Origin of the sequence: Pseudoalteromonas sp. ESRF-bin5, assembly GCF_002632075.1 — a bacterium.
Taxonomy (GTDB): domain Bacteria; phylum Pseudomonadota; class Gammaproteobacteria; order Enterobacterales; family Alteromonadaceae; genus Pseudoalteromonas; species Pseudoalteromonas marina.
The window spans coordinates 1-13,349 of sequence record NZ_NTLW01000124.1 but is presented as its reverse complement, the minus strand read 5'-3'; the positions used below and the strand labels follow the sequence as shown (position 1 = coordinate 13,349).

Annotated in this window: 12 protein-coding genes; 5 read left to right on the top strand and 7 right to left on the bottom strand. The window is 40.2% G+C overall.

Features of this window, described 5'->3' with window-relative positions:
• Positions 1 to 10: 10 nt before the first annotated feature.
• Together rplC and rpsJ are read right to left on the bottom strand one after the other, a co-directional pair.
• Positions 11 to 646, bottom strand: coding sequence for a 50S ribosomal protein L3 (rplC, locus tag BCG07_RS06395; RefSeq protein ID WP_006791361.1), 636 nt, complete (start codon positions 644 to 646; stop codon positions 11 to 13).
• 27 nt (positions 647 to 673) lie between these two features.
• A complete protein-coding gene (gene rpsJ / locus BCG07_RS06390; protein ID WP_002957900.1) occupies positions 674 to 985 on the bottom strand; it encodes a 30S ribosomal protein S10 in 312 nt (103 codons plus the stop codon).
• A 419-nt stretch (positions 986 to 1,404) separates the two neighbouring features.
• On the opposite strand from rpsJ, the gene plsB reads away from it, so the two are divergent.
• Positions 1,405 to 3,843, top strand: coding sequence for a glycerol-3-phosphate 1-O-acyltransferase PlsB (gene plsB / locus BCG07_RS06385; RefSeq protein WP_243531991.1), 2,439 nt, complete (start codon positions 1,405 to 1,407; stop codon positions 3,841 to 3,843).
• 19 nt (positions 3,844 to 3,862) lie between these two features.
• On the opposite strand, the gene tesB is transcribed toward plsB, so the two are convergent.
• Positions 3,863 to 4,720 carry an acyl-CoA thioesterase II gene (gene tesB / locus BCG07_RS06380; protein WP_006791363.1) on the bottom strand — a complete coding sequence of 286 codons (858 nt, stop codon included), beginning with the start codon at positions 4,718 to 4,720 and terminating at the stop codon, positions 3,863 to 3,865.
• 77 nt (positions 4,721 to 4,797) lie between these two features.
• Between tesB and BCG07_RS06375 the strand changes: the two genes are divergently transcribed.
• Positions 4,798 to 5,259 (top strand): EVE domain-containing protein, encoded by a 462-nt coding sequence (locus tag BCG07_RS06375; protein WP_286889364.1) that lies wholly within the window; start codon positions 4,798 to 4,800, stop codon positions 5,257 to 5,259.
• 16 nt (positions 5,260 to 5,275) lie between these two features.
• Here BCG07_RS06375 and BCG07_RS06370 read toward each other — a convergent pair whose 3' ends face one another.
• Together BCG07_RS06370 and BCG07_RS06365 are read right to left on the bottom strand one after the other, a co-directional pair.
• On the bottom strand, positions 5,276 to 5,479 hold the full coding sequence (locus tag BCG07_RS06370; protein ID WP_006791365.1) for a PLDc N-terminal domain-containing protein: 204 nt from the start codon (positions 5,477 to 5,479) through the stop codon (positions 5,276 to 5,278).
• Positions 5,479 to 6,546: a potassium channel family protein gene (locus tag BCG07_RS06365; protein ID WP_058429969.1), complete on the bottom strand. Its 1,068-nt coding sequence runs from the start codon at positions 6,544 to 6,546 to the stop codon at positions 5,479 to 5,481. Before BCG07_RS06365 ends, BCG07_RS06370 begins: the two co-directional genes overlap by 1 nt.
• 178 nt (positions 6,547 to 6,724) lie before the next feature.
• On the opposite strand from BCG07_RS06365, the gene BCG07_RS06360 reads away from it, so the two are divergent.
• Positions 6,725 to 8,035 (top strand): short-chain fatty acid transporter, encoded by a 1,311-nt coding sequence (locus BCG07_RS06360; protein ID WP_286889361.1) that lies wholly within the window; start codon positions 6,725 to 6,727, stop codon positions 8,033 to 8,035.
• Positions 8,036 to 8,078: 43 nt separating this feature from the next.
• Here BCG07_RS06360 and BCG07_RS06355 read toward each other — a convergent pair whose 3' ends face one another.
• Both BCG07_RS06355 and BCG07_RS06350 read right to left on the bottom strand, forming a co-directional pair.
• Positions 8,079 to 9,095 carry a metalloprotease gene (locus BCG07_RS06355; RefSeq protein WP_138740522.1) on the bottom strand — a complete coding sequence of 339 codons (1,017 nt, stop codon included), beginning with the start codon at positions 9,093 to 9,095 and terminating at the stop codon, positions 8,079 to 8,081.
• Between the two features lie 121 nt (positions 9,096 to 9,216).
• Positions 9,217 to 10,293: a hemolysin family protein gene (locus tag BCG07_RS06350; protein ID WP_286889359.1), complete on the bottom strand. Its 1,077-nt coding sequence runs from the start codon at positions 10,291 to 10,293 to the stop codon at positions 9,217 to 9,219.
• 84 nt (positions 10,294 to 10,377) lie between these two features.
• Between BCG07_RS06350 and BCG07_RS06345 the strand changes: the two genes are divergently transcribed.
• Both BCG07_RS06345 and BCG07_RS06340 read left to right on the top strand, forming a co-directional pair.
• On the top strand, positions 10,378 to 12,873 hold the full coding sequence (locus BCG07_RS06345; RefSeq protein WP_286889358.1) for an alpha/beta hydrolase family protein: 2,496 nt from the start codon (positions 10,378 to 10,380) through the stop codon (positions 12,871 to 12,873).
• A gap of 183 nt (positions 12,874 to 13,056) precedes the next feature.
• On the top strand, positions 13,057 to 13,349 hold a 293-nt coding region (locus BCG07_RS06340; RefSeq protein ID WP_286889357.1), incomplete at its 3' end, for a response regulator.

Sequence of the window (13,349 nt, the reverse complement as noted above, 5' to 3'; positions counted from 1 at the left end):
TCTCCAGGACTTATGCTTTAACAGCTGGTTTAACGATAACGTCACCGCCGATAGATCCAGGTACTGCACCTTTCACTAAAAGCAAGTTACGCTCAGCGTCAACGCGAACTAGTTCTAAGTTTTGAGTCGTTACACGCTCAGCACCCATATGACCGGCCATTTTCTTACCTTTAAACACCTTACCAGGTGATTGGTTTTGACCGATTGAACCAGGAGCACGGTGAGATAGAGAGTTACCATGTGTAGCGTCTTGCATGCTGAAATTCCAGCGCTTAACACCACCTTGGAAACCTTTACCTTTAGAAGTACCGGTTACGTCAACCTTGTTGATTTCGTTGAATAACTCAACAGTAAGCTCTGCGCCTACTTCAAAATCGCCTTCACCACCGTTAAGGCGGAATTCCCACAGACCGCGACCCGCTTCAACGCCAGCTTTAGCGAAGTGACCCGCTGAAGCTTTGTTTACACGACTTGCTTTTTTAGTGCCTGCGGTTACTTGAAGCGCGTTATAACCGTCTGTTGCGTCAGATTTGATCTGAGCAATGCGGTTAGGTGTCGCTTCAATAACTGTCACAGGGATAGATACACCATCTTCAGTGAAGATTCGTGTCATACCCACTTTACGACCGACTAGACCTAATGCCATTTTCCTAAAACCTCTCTAATCTTCCGATTAACCCAGGCTGATTTGAACATCAACACCAGCAGCAAGATCTAAACGCATAAGCGCGTCAACAGTCTTGTCAGTTGGTTCTACGATGTCTATCAGACGTTTATGGGTGCGGATTTCGTACTGATCACGCGCATCTTTGTTTACGTGCGGTGAAGTAAGTACAGTAAAACGTTCAAAGCGTGTAGGTAGTGGGATTGGACCACGTACTTGTGCGCCAGTGCGTTTCGCAGTTTCCACGATTTCTGCCGTTGATTGGTCAATCAAACGGTGGTCAAAAGCTTTTAGGCGAATACGAATGCGTTGATTTGACATTCTTAACCTCAATATAAAGAGCATTTAAAAGAGCATAAAAAAACGACCGAAACAATCTTAATTATTAAGATGTCGGCTGTTTGATTATATCTACGTTGAGTTCCAAATCGGAACTCCTGTTTATTAGCTTGAAATCCAAGCTTAATTTATCCTTTCAAGTTCCCGGGGGAATTTTGAAAGCCTGCGTATTATAGAGGTATTGGTGATAAATGCAACAACTAATTCAAAACAAAGTATCAATGATTAATTCGTCTAAATAAGTGCCAGCTTATATTATGTGACTATACTGGAACTAAATTTTTCAATGCGAGTCAATAGCTGCATTAACTAATCTCATTTCGTAAAGAAGCGATTTTTTAGATAATATGGTATCCTATCACGCTAATTTTGCTTTTTAACACCCTCAATATGGTGAGTCGATGCGTATTTTTAATTATTGTTTAAACGTTTTATCTGCTGGATTTAGTCGCTTATTTGTTAAAAGCAAAGTCCTTCCAGAAAACCCTATTAAACAGTACGATTTAAATCCTGATTACCCTACATTTTATATAGTGCGTTTAAATTCTCGTTTTGATCTTGCGGCGCTGGCTCATGCTTGTAAAAAACACGGCTTACCTAGTCCTACTGAAGAGCAAATATTAGGTAATGAACATTTAGAGCGATTTATTGGTATTAAAAATCCACCACCTTTATTTGGCGATACAGCAAAACCAACCAATGCACTGGCACAAGGCAAACAAATAATTGATCACCTTATAAATAGTGGCCAAAAAAATGTACAAGTGATACCTGCAACTATTTTATGGGGACGCGATCCAGGTAAAGAAAAACCAGGATTACGTACTTTAATAACGCATTCGGTTACACCAAGCTGGTTTAGAAAGTTTTTTGTTGTGTTGTTTTCTGGTCGCGACAACTTTATTCGCTTTAGCCAACCACTCGACTTATCACTTATTGTAAATGAAAAAGCTGATGTAAATGAGCTACCACAAAAATTACTACGTGTTGCCCGGGTTCACTTTAAGCGTCAAAAACTGGCAGCCACAGGCCCAAAAATGCCATCGCGCGAGCAATTGTTTAACTCTCTTCTTGCTTCACCAACAATAAAAAAAGCCATTCAGGATGAAGCAAAAGCTAAAAATATTAGCCAAACCGAAGCTCGTCAAAATGCGCTTAAGCTACTTGATGAAATAGCCGCAAACTATTCTGAAGCAATGATACGCGTTGCTGATCGCTTTTTAACATGGCTTTGGAATAAGCTATACAACGGCATACACATAAAACACACAGAGCAATTGCATGAACTAACTAATAAAGGCCATGAAATTATTTACATGCCTTGTCATCGTAGCCATATGGACTACTTGCTTCTTACTTACTCTATTTACCATTTAGGTTTGGTGCCACCGCATATAGCCGCAGGTGTTAACCTTAACTTTTTTCCTGCCGGTGGCATATTTCGCCGCTCGGGTGCGTTTTTTATTCGCCGCTCGTTTGCAGGCAATAAACTGTACTCAGCTATTTTTAAAGAATATTTGAGTCAGTTATTTATTAAAGGTTACTCAGTTAAGTTTTACACAGAAGGCGGGCGTAGCCGTACAGGGCGTTTGTTACCGCCCAAAACAGGTATGCTTGCAATGACCTTTCAAGCCATGCTACGCGGTATCGATCGACCAGTATCAATAGTCCCTGTGTATATTGGCTACGAACATGTCATGGAAATAAATACGTACCTTAAAGAGCTTGCTGGAAAAGATAAGAAAGGCGAGTCGGTATTTGGTATTTTTAAAGCGATAAAAAACCTTAAAAACTACGGACGTGGTTACCTAAATTTTGGCGATCCTATTTCGGTTAACCAATATTTAAATGATAACCAACCCGACTGGCGCGACGCGGTTCACCCAACTGACGTACAAAAACCTCAGTGGTTAGGCCCACAAGTTGCAGCCTTAGCAGACCAAGTTATGGTTAAAATTAATAATGCAGCTGCTTTAAATGCTGTTAACTTATTAGCAATGGTATTGCTAGTAAACGACAAGCACGCTTTAAGTAAACCAAAGCTATTAGCTCAGCTCGATTTTTACTTACGCCTGCAGCGTGATGCAAGTTATAGCGATAAAGTAACGGCGCCTGACGAAACGCCTGAGCAACTTCTTACACATGCCTTAAAACTTAACAAATTTGATGTGATAAGTGATGAGTTTGGCGAAATTATTGCCATTAGCGATAAAGAAAAAACACTCTTTAATTATTACCGTAACAATATTTTGCATCTATTTGCAGTACCTAGCTTGTTGGCATTGCACTTATTTAAGCAGCACACGACAACAATTAAGCAGTGTGAACAATTAGTACATTCGTTTTATCCACTATTTGCCAAAGAATGGTATTTACAGCCCCTTGATGAAAACTACATTACGCGTATCTTGGCCAATTTTGCTGATCAAAACTTAATTGAATTTGATGGCGACAATATACACATTACTAATACCAACGACTGCTTAGCAAAATTAGAAATGCTAGGGCGAGCATTGAGCTTCACTCTGCAACGCTACGCTATTGTGATTGGTTTTATACAAACGAGTAATGGCATTGAAAAGGCTGAGCTTGAGCGAGAAAGCCAAGTATTAGCAGATCGCTTAGGCACATTACACGGCATTAAAACACCAGAGTTTTTTGATAAAAAAGTACTGGTTGGTTTTATCGATAACTTACGTGGTGAAGGGCTTGTGACAGAAGGCGATAATGGCTTGGTGGGCAGTACGCAATTGTGCGAAACCTATTCACAACTTAAAACATTGCTACCTGCCCGTATATGGCAATCGATTAGCGACATTGTTCAAGATCAGTGTAACTAGCCGCTATACATAGATAGGGTTAGCGCTGACGCATAACCCCTTCTTGAATTGTTGAGGCAACCAAGTTGCCTTGGCGATCAAAAAATTGCCCTCTTACCAGTCCTCTGCCTGAGCTCGCACTCGGGCTGTCTATGGTGTATAAAATCCAGTCGTCTAATCTAAACGAGCGATGAAACCACATTGCATGGTCAATTGTTGCGACCTGCATATTTGGCTGCATAAACGACACGCCATGCGGCTGTAATGCAGTTGGTAAAAACTCAAAGTCAGACGCATAAGCCAATAGGTAATTATGAATACGCTGATCATCGGGCATGTCACCATTCGCTCTAAACCAAATATGTTTAACTGGCTCAATCGCTTCTGGTTTAAAGGGGTTATGAAATGTCACAGGGCGCATTTCAATAGGCATTTCGCGAATAAATTTATTACGAATCACCTCGGGTATATGCTCAGCATTTTCTTGATAAAACTCAAGCGACGAACGTAACTCTTCCGGTTGCGGTACATCTGGCATCGTTGCCTGATGCGAAAGTCCGTCTTCAACCGCCTGAAAAGATGCGGTCATATAAAAAATAGGCTTACCGTATTGAATTGCACTTACACGACGGGTACTAAAGCTTTTGCCATCGCGAATAGTTTCAACATCGTAAACGATAGGTTTAGCAGCATCCCCTGGGCGTAAAAAGTAAGAATGTAAAGAGTGAACAATACGTCCAGCCGGAAGGGTTTCCTTCGCTGCTGATAGCGCTTGCCCCATAACCTGACCACCAAAAACAGCTCTAAAACCCAAATCTTGGCTTTGCCCTCGGTATAACCCTTGCTCTATTTCTTCAAGTGTCAATAACGATAATAAATCATCTAAAACTTGGCTCATTATATGTTCCTCAATTCCCTAATAACTTAATGATACTATAGACTACAACTATGTAAATCTTTGTTAGGAATACAACTATGGCTTACTGGCTGTTTAAAACCGAACCCGATACTTTTTCAATTGACGACCTAAAACACGCACCTAATCAAACAACATTATGGGAAGGGGTACGAAATTACCAAGCCCGAAACTTTTTGCGTGATGATGTTAAAGAAGGCGATTTAGTGATGATTTATCACTCAAGCTGCAAAAACGTAGGTATAGCGGGTATAGCAAAGATAACAAGCGCAGCCTATCCAGACCCTACTCAATTTGACCTAAATAGCGATTATTATGACCCTAAAGCCACCAGCGATTCACCGCGTTGGGTAGTCGTTGACGTAACCTACCACCAACATTTGAATAAACTGGTTAGCTTAAAATCTATAAAAGCAAATGACAGTATTACAGAGTTGGCACTAAAAAAAGCAGGAAGATTATCGGTTATGCCCGTAACAGAACACGATTGGAATGAAATTATGAATATGGCTAAAGAGTAAAGTTGTAACGCCGTACTTATTTTTTTACTGCTTTTTTCTTTTTGTGCCCGTGTTTGGGCACAATGGCAAAATACATAATAAGCCCTAACCACGAAAAAAAGATGATACCGATGAGCCAACCGTTTTTTTCGTGGCCTTGCGTACGTTTACTGTTTAGTACAATGACTACAGGTAAAATGTACGCACTTAAAATAACAATTAAAAATATAACTTCATTCATTATTTTTCCAAGCTTGACCAATCAACTTCGCCGCTCAATACACGCTCAACAGAAATATAGTGGAGAATATCTCCTTCACTCACTTTATAATCCAAAGGTGGATTTAAGTCCATATTTTGAGCACTCAAGTTATGTGCAACACCCAACAAAATAGCGTCGTGCTGCCTTTTAAAATGATTAAACAAGGTGCCAAATTCCATTTCCTTACAGCCACTGGGTACTTTTAAGCTAAATTGTGTATCACCGTGTAATGTAGAAAGCAGTTCTTCTTGTACTCGACTAGAGCCGGGGTCTTGCATTGAACGAACTAATATTTCAGCCGACTTAGCACTGCTACATTCTATATTTTGACAGTGCTCCAGTAGCATATCGACCTTGGTTTCATCTAAAAAGTGAGCACTAATATGACACTCATCTTTTACTAAGCGGCTAATACGCAGCGCAGTAGTAAATGTTTGGTCATCGTCTTGTCCATCAATAATCACTTTATCGGCGTGACTTATTGCTACACGCTCTAACTCTGCTAAATCAGTAAAGCTAGAAAGACGCGCAAAATCAACCTGCTCATTAGCTAAAAACGGATGATCCATCTGCTCTGTTACCGCCAGTAAAATACGACGTTCAGTACGCTTTGTATCCGCCAAAATGTAATCAATCATTTTTTTAGTTCTGGTATCGTGCCAACCAAAAATAATGATGTGGTTATTACTGTGAGCAAAATCTTTATCACCAGTCATAGCGTGCCTAATTAAGTAAGTAACAGTTTGCCCTGCTTTTCCAAGCAAAACACCAAATAAAGCTAAACCAAACGGAATTTGTATTAAAGCAACCACCCATCGACCAAGCTCTGTTGTCGGGCTAAAATCACCATATCCTACTGTTGACGTTGTCACTGTGTAATAGTAAAAAAAAGTGGTTATAGAGGTTAACGCCTGTTCGTTGGCAGCATACAGTAGCAACCAGGTTACGAGCATATGAGTTAAAATTGCAAAGGTCACTGCTTGCCAGCTCAATTGATCAATATGAGCGCGCACAAGTAACGCTAACCTTTTAAATATCACTGGCATAATACAAAATCTTTGTTATTAAATTATCTATAAACAGTACGTTACTGTATGCCTTAGTTTTAATCAACGTTTAAGGTATAGACAGTATAAAACTGTCCCCTGTAATACTAATTGTGATTTGCACATAACCACATTTCGTGATTAATTAATCTACAAACAAACACTAAACTGTATTTTTATGCTTAATAGAATAGCCACCCCATTTACAAAACTGGTTGAGCGTTACCTACCCGACCCATTTATATTTGTAATTTTGCTTACACTTATTACATTTGCCGCTGCCAGTATATTTACCCCTTCCAGCAGTATTAATGTACTGCACGCGTGGGGCAATGGATTTTGGAACCTATTGAGCTTTGCTATGCAAATGCTGCTTGTACTTATTACAGGCTACATGCTGGCAAGTACACCTCTCATTAGCAAAGTATTAGAGAAACTAGCAACCTTAGCCAACACCGCGCCTAAAGCAATTATATTAGTTACTTTTATCTCACTTTTAGCGAGCTGGCTAAACTGGGGATTTGGCCTTGTTATTGGTGCATTGTTTGCCAAAGCTATTGCAAAACATACCCGTGTAGATTATCGATTATTAGTAGCCAGTGCCTATACTGGCTTTGTTGTATGGCATGGCGGCCTTGCAGGTTCAATTCCGCTAACTATTGCAACACCAGGACACTTTTCACAGGCAAGTATTGGTATTGTGAGTACAGATCAAACCTTATTTGCAGGTTTTAATATTGCCATTTTGATTGGTTTATTTATTATCGTCCCATTAGTAAATCGCTACATGTTACCCAATGACAACGACAGCGTTTATATCGATCCAACCCTATTAAACACCCGCACACCTGCAGCAAGTAAAATAACGCGTCCTTCACAACATTTAGAACAAAGCAAACTGCTAGGTATGGGCATTGGCTTAATGGGGCTTGCCTACTTAAGCTATTACTTTTTTATCTTTGGTGGTGGCTTAAACCTCAATAGTGTAATTGCCCTGTTTTTATTTTTAGCTATTACGCTACATCAAACTCCTCACAATGTGCTTAATAGCTTACAACAAGCAATTCCGAGTGGTGCGGGAATTGTAATTCAGTTCCCTTTTTATGCCGGTATTATGGCGGTCATGGTCGATACAGGATTAGCACAACAAATATCACAAGGCTTTATTGCCATTGCGGATGCCGATAGCTTGCCATTTTATAGTTTTATTAGTGCAGGACTCGTTAATATGTTTGTGCCCTCCGGTGGCGGACAATGGGCTGTACAGGCACCTATTGTAATACCCGCAGCGCAAGAGCTGGGCGCCGATATATCTCGTGTTGCTATGGCTGTGGCATGGGGCGATGCGTGGACCAATTTAATTCAACCTTTTTGGGCACTGCCCGTATTGGCTATAGCGGGCCTAAAGGCAAGAGATATTATGGGCTTTTGCGTGGTACAACTGATTATTACTGGGGTATTTATATCGCTGGTATTGAGCTTTTATTAATAAAGCTTTGCGCGTAGTTAAAAATTAACTGCGCGCACAATTATCAGCTAGATAAAATCGTCATCGGCAAACTAAGTATTGGGTTGTCAGAATCTGCAAAATGCATCATCACTGCTACATGCCCTGCAACTACAAGTGCGTACATGACCGCTGAAAAGCCTTGTCCGTATTTATCTAGTGGTATTAAATGCGAGTAATGTCGTCCGCGCCATTCAAATATAATTTCCAATGCGCCAACAAATAAAAAGAACACCAGTAACATTAAGCCAAATGTATAACTAAGCCATAAGCCAAAAAACACACCCAGCAAGCATACACTTAGTCCAATCCATGAGCGCATAGAAAAGCTGATACTCTTTAATACATGCCCACCATCTAGCGGTAAAATAGGCAGTAAGTTAAATAAGTTAAGTAGTGCGCTTAATACCGCAACACCGGCAAATATGTCCATCTCCGTGGCGTAATATAAAACAACACCCAACACAGAGGTTATTAAGCCAAAAGCAGGCCCCATGAGCGATATGACCACATCTTGCCAGCGGGTTGTTATTTTATCGTCACTGACAGCTAAGCCACCCACAAATGGGATTAAGTAAATACCTTTGGTTTTTATGCCAAAGTACTTCATAGCTCTTACATGCCCATACTCATGCACCACTAAACACGCAATAAGCATAAGCGCAAATTCAATGCTAAATAACCAGGCATACCCAGCAACAGATGCACCTGCCAACGCAGCCTTTACTACTTTTGCGCTTTTAAATAGTTTAAAACCTAACGCAGCAAAACCTAAAAAACCTCTTTTAGGTTCACCATTAACTGGGGCTGGTAAAGCGAGCTGAGTAGCAAATTGCTCATCTACAAATAACGAAATACTTTGCTCGGCAGTTGTGCTGGTATCTATGCCTATTAATTTATCTTTAAAGTTAAATTGATAGTAATGTTCTCGAGGAGTATCAAACGCAATAGCTTGCTGGTTATGAAATACTTGTACTATTTGCTGCCCAGAAACCATTAATGAAAATGGCTGATCAGCCAAGGTGAGGTCTATTCTTATCATAATTAAAGCCATTTAAAATAATCGCGCTAGTATACCGTTTGGCTAAAAAAACACGAGGGCAGACGTTAACTATTGTATTAAATTTAAGTACCTAACAATAGCTAACGTTGCGAGCGAAAGGCTACTTTTCTTCTTCAGGATGTTCGTCTTCTTCACTTACAATATGCGCACTGCTGGCCAAACGCTTACGCCAGCGTTGCTTTGCCACTGCACGCATATTGGTTGACTGATCGCGTTCGTCGACTATTTCTAAGCCCATTAGTGATTCAATCATATCCTCAAGCGTTACTATGCCGCGCACTTCTCCGTATTCATCCACGACTAAACATATGTGCGTACGCTGAGTTAGTAGCGTTTGCAATAATGACGATACATTTTGAGATGTGGGTACTGTGTAGATTGGTTTGATCAGCTTACTGATTTTATAATCAGTGCCTAAACGATGATACGCCAACATAATATCGTTTTTATGCACGAAACCGACAATGTCGTCGGCATCTTTATCAAATATTAATACGCGGGAAAACGATGACGAACCGTGCTCATTTAAATATTGGTTTACTGTTAAGTCTTTATGTACTTTAAAAATAACTGTGCGTGGCGTCATTAAATCAGACAATTTTGCATGCCTAAAATTCAAAAGATTACGAATAATTTCAGACTCATCTTCGTGCAAAGCGCCAGATTCAGTGCCAATATCGGCCATGGCTTCTATTTCTTGGCGAATATAGTAAGCTTCGTCGTGCTTTGGTCCCATTAGGTTTGTTAACTTTTGCGCACACCATACAAAGGGCTTTAGCGAAATCACCAAAAACCGTAAAGAATAGGTAACACTTGGCGTTAAGGCTCGCCAATAATTAGCACCCAGAGTTTTTGGAATAATTTCAGAAAGGATTAATACCAATAAGGTCATAATTGCTGAGGCAATCCCCACTGCGGCATCAGAAAAAACCACGGCCGCTTGCGCCCCTACACCCGCTGCACCAGCTGTATGCGCGATGGTGTTTAAAGTCAAAATGGCTGCCAGTGGCTGATCTATATTATTTTTTAGTTTTTCAAGTTGCTTAGCAAGCACAGGCTGTTCTTTTCTGAGTGATGCAACATAGCTTGGCGAAATGCTTAACAGCACCGCTTCCATCACAGAGCACAAAAACGAAATAACAATGGCCACAACCATATAAACAATCAGTAAAGTCACTTTTTCTCCTTTATATTGGGTATGTGAGCATGGTAACAATACATGCTATATTTGACCAAATACCCAATAATAACAGGCACAATAATGAAATTTAATGCACCTTGGTTTTACCGCAACAAGCAATTTAAACGAGCCTTAGGTTTATTAGCCTTTAGCAGTTTAAGCTTTGCAGCAATTGCTGAACCATTGGACAAATCAAAAATTCAGTTTATCGGCCCCTTGGCCGAAGATATGCAATTAAAACCTTTTCAAACGCCGCATGGCTCAGCCATTATCAACAACCTTTTGCCACAATTACAAGCAAACTCAGACAGTTTTTCTATTTTCGGTAAAAAACAAAGCTGGCAGCCATTCAATAAAGTAAGCGCACTCACCCTTGGCGGACTGCAAGCACTAAAATTTAATATTGAAACAGAGCGTTTTACACAAGGCACCTTAACACTAAAAGGGGTTGAAAATGGGCAATTATTTATTAATGGCGAACCCCAAAAAGGGGATAAAAACAGTTATAAGCTTGCATTAACTAACTCTACCCACAGCGTTATTATTTTGGCGCAACAAGTCGCAAACTGGAGTGATGTGGTTATTGATTTCACCCCTAAGAGTGACACTGATAAAATTACGCTAAATACATCATACACAAAGCGCTTATCAGCAAAGCAACTGTTTGATGCGCCGACCATGAGTAATATATCTTTAGCGCCTAACGCCGAGCAATACATAACCACCAAGCGCACTTACGACGATAAAACTCAAAATAAAGCCAACTTAGTTACCGAGTTAAAAAATATAGACAACTCAACTGTATATCGATTTGAAGATGGGCAACCAAGCAACATTATTTGGAGCCCAGATAATCAGTACTTAGTGTATTTATTAAAGGGTGAGCTTAAACAACTTAATCGAAAAAGTTTAGCCATTAAAACACTGGCAAACGACTTAGTCGGCGCCAGTGGCTTCACCTTTTTTAACGACACCAGCCTAGTATTTAGCTGGTCAAAATCACCAGAGAGTAGCAACAACTTAACCAAGCATTATAAAGGCCTTCAAGATCGTTGGTCATACGCGCGCACCACCAGCCAACTTTATATGCTTGATACTAAAAGTGGCTTAACAAAAGCGCTTAGCCAAGGCCCGCTTTCTCATAGCTTTGAAGATTTAAATAGTACGCGTGGAAAAGTATTAATGAGCCGTTCGGTTATGGCTATGCAAGCGTCTACTCACCCTGAGACAGAGCTCGTTGAGCTGGATATAAAATCAAACAAGCTCTTGTCACTTGGTAAATTTAAAACATTTAACCAAGCAAAATACGCAAACAAAGACGTGTATGTTGTTGCAGGCCCCGACTTTAAAAATGGTGCTGGCAGAGCGTTGCCAAAGTCAATGCTTGCTAATAACTACGACGGACAGCTTTACCTGTTAACTAACAACGGTAAAAATGTCACTGCGCTCAGTAAACAATTCGACCCATCGATTGGTCAGCTAAGCGTGTTAGAAAACGGCGATGCGGTACTTAAAGTGACCGAAAAAGACACCCAACCACTGTATTTATTTGACCTCAGTAAGCAGCGCTTTAAAAAGTTAAATACCAGTGTAGATATTGTAGAAAAATTTAGCGTTTCACATGGGCGCAATTCACAAGTTTTAATCACTGGCACAAGTGCTTTAGCACCGCAACAACTAAAACGCCTTAATATTAGTAAAAACAAAACCGATCTTATCTGGGACTCAAAACCAATTGCTTATGCCAATACAACAATACCCACCCTTGAAGAGTTTAACTTTACTAATAAAAGTGGCGTTGAAATAACCGGGCGTGTTTATGTGCCAAGTAACCTAGATAAAACTAAAAAGTACCCTGCTCTTGTTTATTACTACGGTGGTACATCACCTGTTACCCGTGGTTTTACTGGCCGTTATCCATTTAGCTTATGGGCCGAAAACGGCTATGTGGTTTATGTAGTACAACCTACCGGCGCAACAGGTTTTGGACAAAAGTTCTCAGCACAACATGTCAATGCATGGGGTGATTACACCGCCGACGATATTATCGAAGGAACACAGGCTTTTTTGAAACAATACGACTACGTAGATAACACTAAGGTCGGTAATTTAGGTGCCTCTTATGGTGGCTTTATGACCATGCTATTGGCAACAAAAACCGATTTATTTAGCGCCTCTATTTCCCACGCGGGTATTTCAAACTTAACCTCTTATTGGGGCGAAGGGTGGTGGGGCTACTTATACTCTGGTGAGGCATCTAAAAACAGCTTCCCATGGAATAACGCCGATCTGTATAGCCAACATAGTCCGGTATTTCATGCAGACAAAGTAACCACACCATTACTGCTTATTCATGGTGACAGTGATACTAACGTACCAGTAGGCGAGAGCTTAACAATGTACACCGCACTTAAACTACTAAATAAAGACGTGGAGCTTATTGAGTACAAAGGTGCTGATCATCAAATTTTTGCGCGCGATAAACGCTTTAACTGGTGGAATACTATGTTGGCATATTTTGATAAAAAACTAAAAGACGAACCACATTGGTGGGATTCAATGTACGAAAATAAGTAATTTAAACCGGAATTTTATATCTTTATGAAAAGCGCCCTTGAATATAGGGCGCTTTTTTGATTTTTTATAATTATTTTAATATTTTTGAAATATTAAGTTACTTAAAACTAGCATGTAACCCCTTCTCAGTATTTACCTAATGGTGCTACCATACAAAGCTACAAGCATTTAAAATAAAGTACTATGGCTATTAATGTTTTATTGGTTGAAGACGATGAAATACTCGTTAAACGCATTCAAAATCACTTTGCAGAGACCGAATTTACAATAGAAGTAGACTCAACTGGCGCTGATGCATTGAGCATCGTTAGGCAGCGAGTAAACCTGCGTGATGCATTTACCCTCGCTATTATTGATATTGTACTGCCTAAAATAGACGGCCTTCAGCTCGCCAAAGAACTTAACACACTAACAGATATTGGTGTTATTGTGCTTTCTAGTCGTGATTCACAAGCAGATCGAATAGCAGGCCTTGC

Excerpts from the sequence above, each read along its gene's own strand:
- rplC (WP_006791361.1), bottom strand. The coding sequence starts at position 646 with ATGGCATTAGGTCTAGTCGGTCGTAAAGTGGGTATGACACGAATCTTC.
- rpsJ (WP_002957900.1), bottom strand. The coding sequence starts at position 985 with ATGTCAAATCAACGCATTCGTATTCGCCTAAAAGCTTTTGACCACCGT.
- plsB (WP_243531991.1), top strand. The coding sequence starts at position 1,405 with ATGCGTATTTTTAATTATTGTTTAAACGTTTTATCTGCTGGATTTAGT.
- tesB (WP_006791363.1), bottom strand. The coding sequence starts at position 4,720 with ATGAGCCAAGTTTTAGATGATTTATTATCGTTATTGACACTTGAAGAA.
- BCG07_RS06375 (WP_286889364.1), top strand. The coding sequence starts at position 4,798 with ATGGCTTACTGGCTGTTTAAAACCGAACCCGATACTTTTTCAATTGAC.
- BCG07_RS06370 (WP_006791365.1), bottom strand. The coding sequence starts at position 5,479 with ATGAATGAAGTTATATTTTTAATTGTTATTTTAAGTGCGTACATTTTA.
- BCG07_RS06365 (WP_058429969.1), bottom strand. The coding sequence starts at position 6,546 with ATGCCAGTGATATTTAAAAGGTTAGCGTTACTTGTGCGCGCTCATATT.
- BCG07_RS06360 (WP_286889361.1), top strand. The coding sequence starts at position 6,725 with ATGCTTAATAGAATAGCCACCCCATTTACAAAACTGGTTGAGCGTTAC.
- BCG07_RS06355 (WP_138740522.1), bottom strand. The coding sequence starts at position 9,095 with ATGATAAGAATAGACCTCACCTTGGCTGATCAGCCATTTTCATTAATG.
- BCG07_RS06345 (WP_286889358.1), top strand. The coding sequence starts at position 10,378 with ATGAAATTTAATGCACCTTGGTTTTACCGCAACAAGCAATTTAAACGA.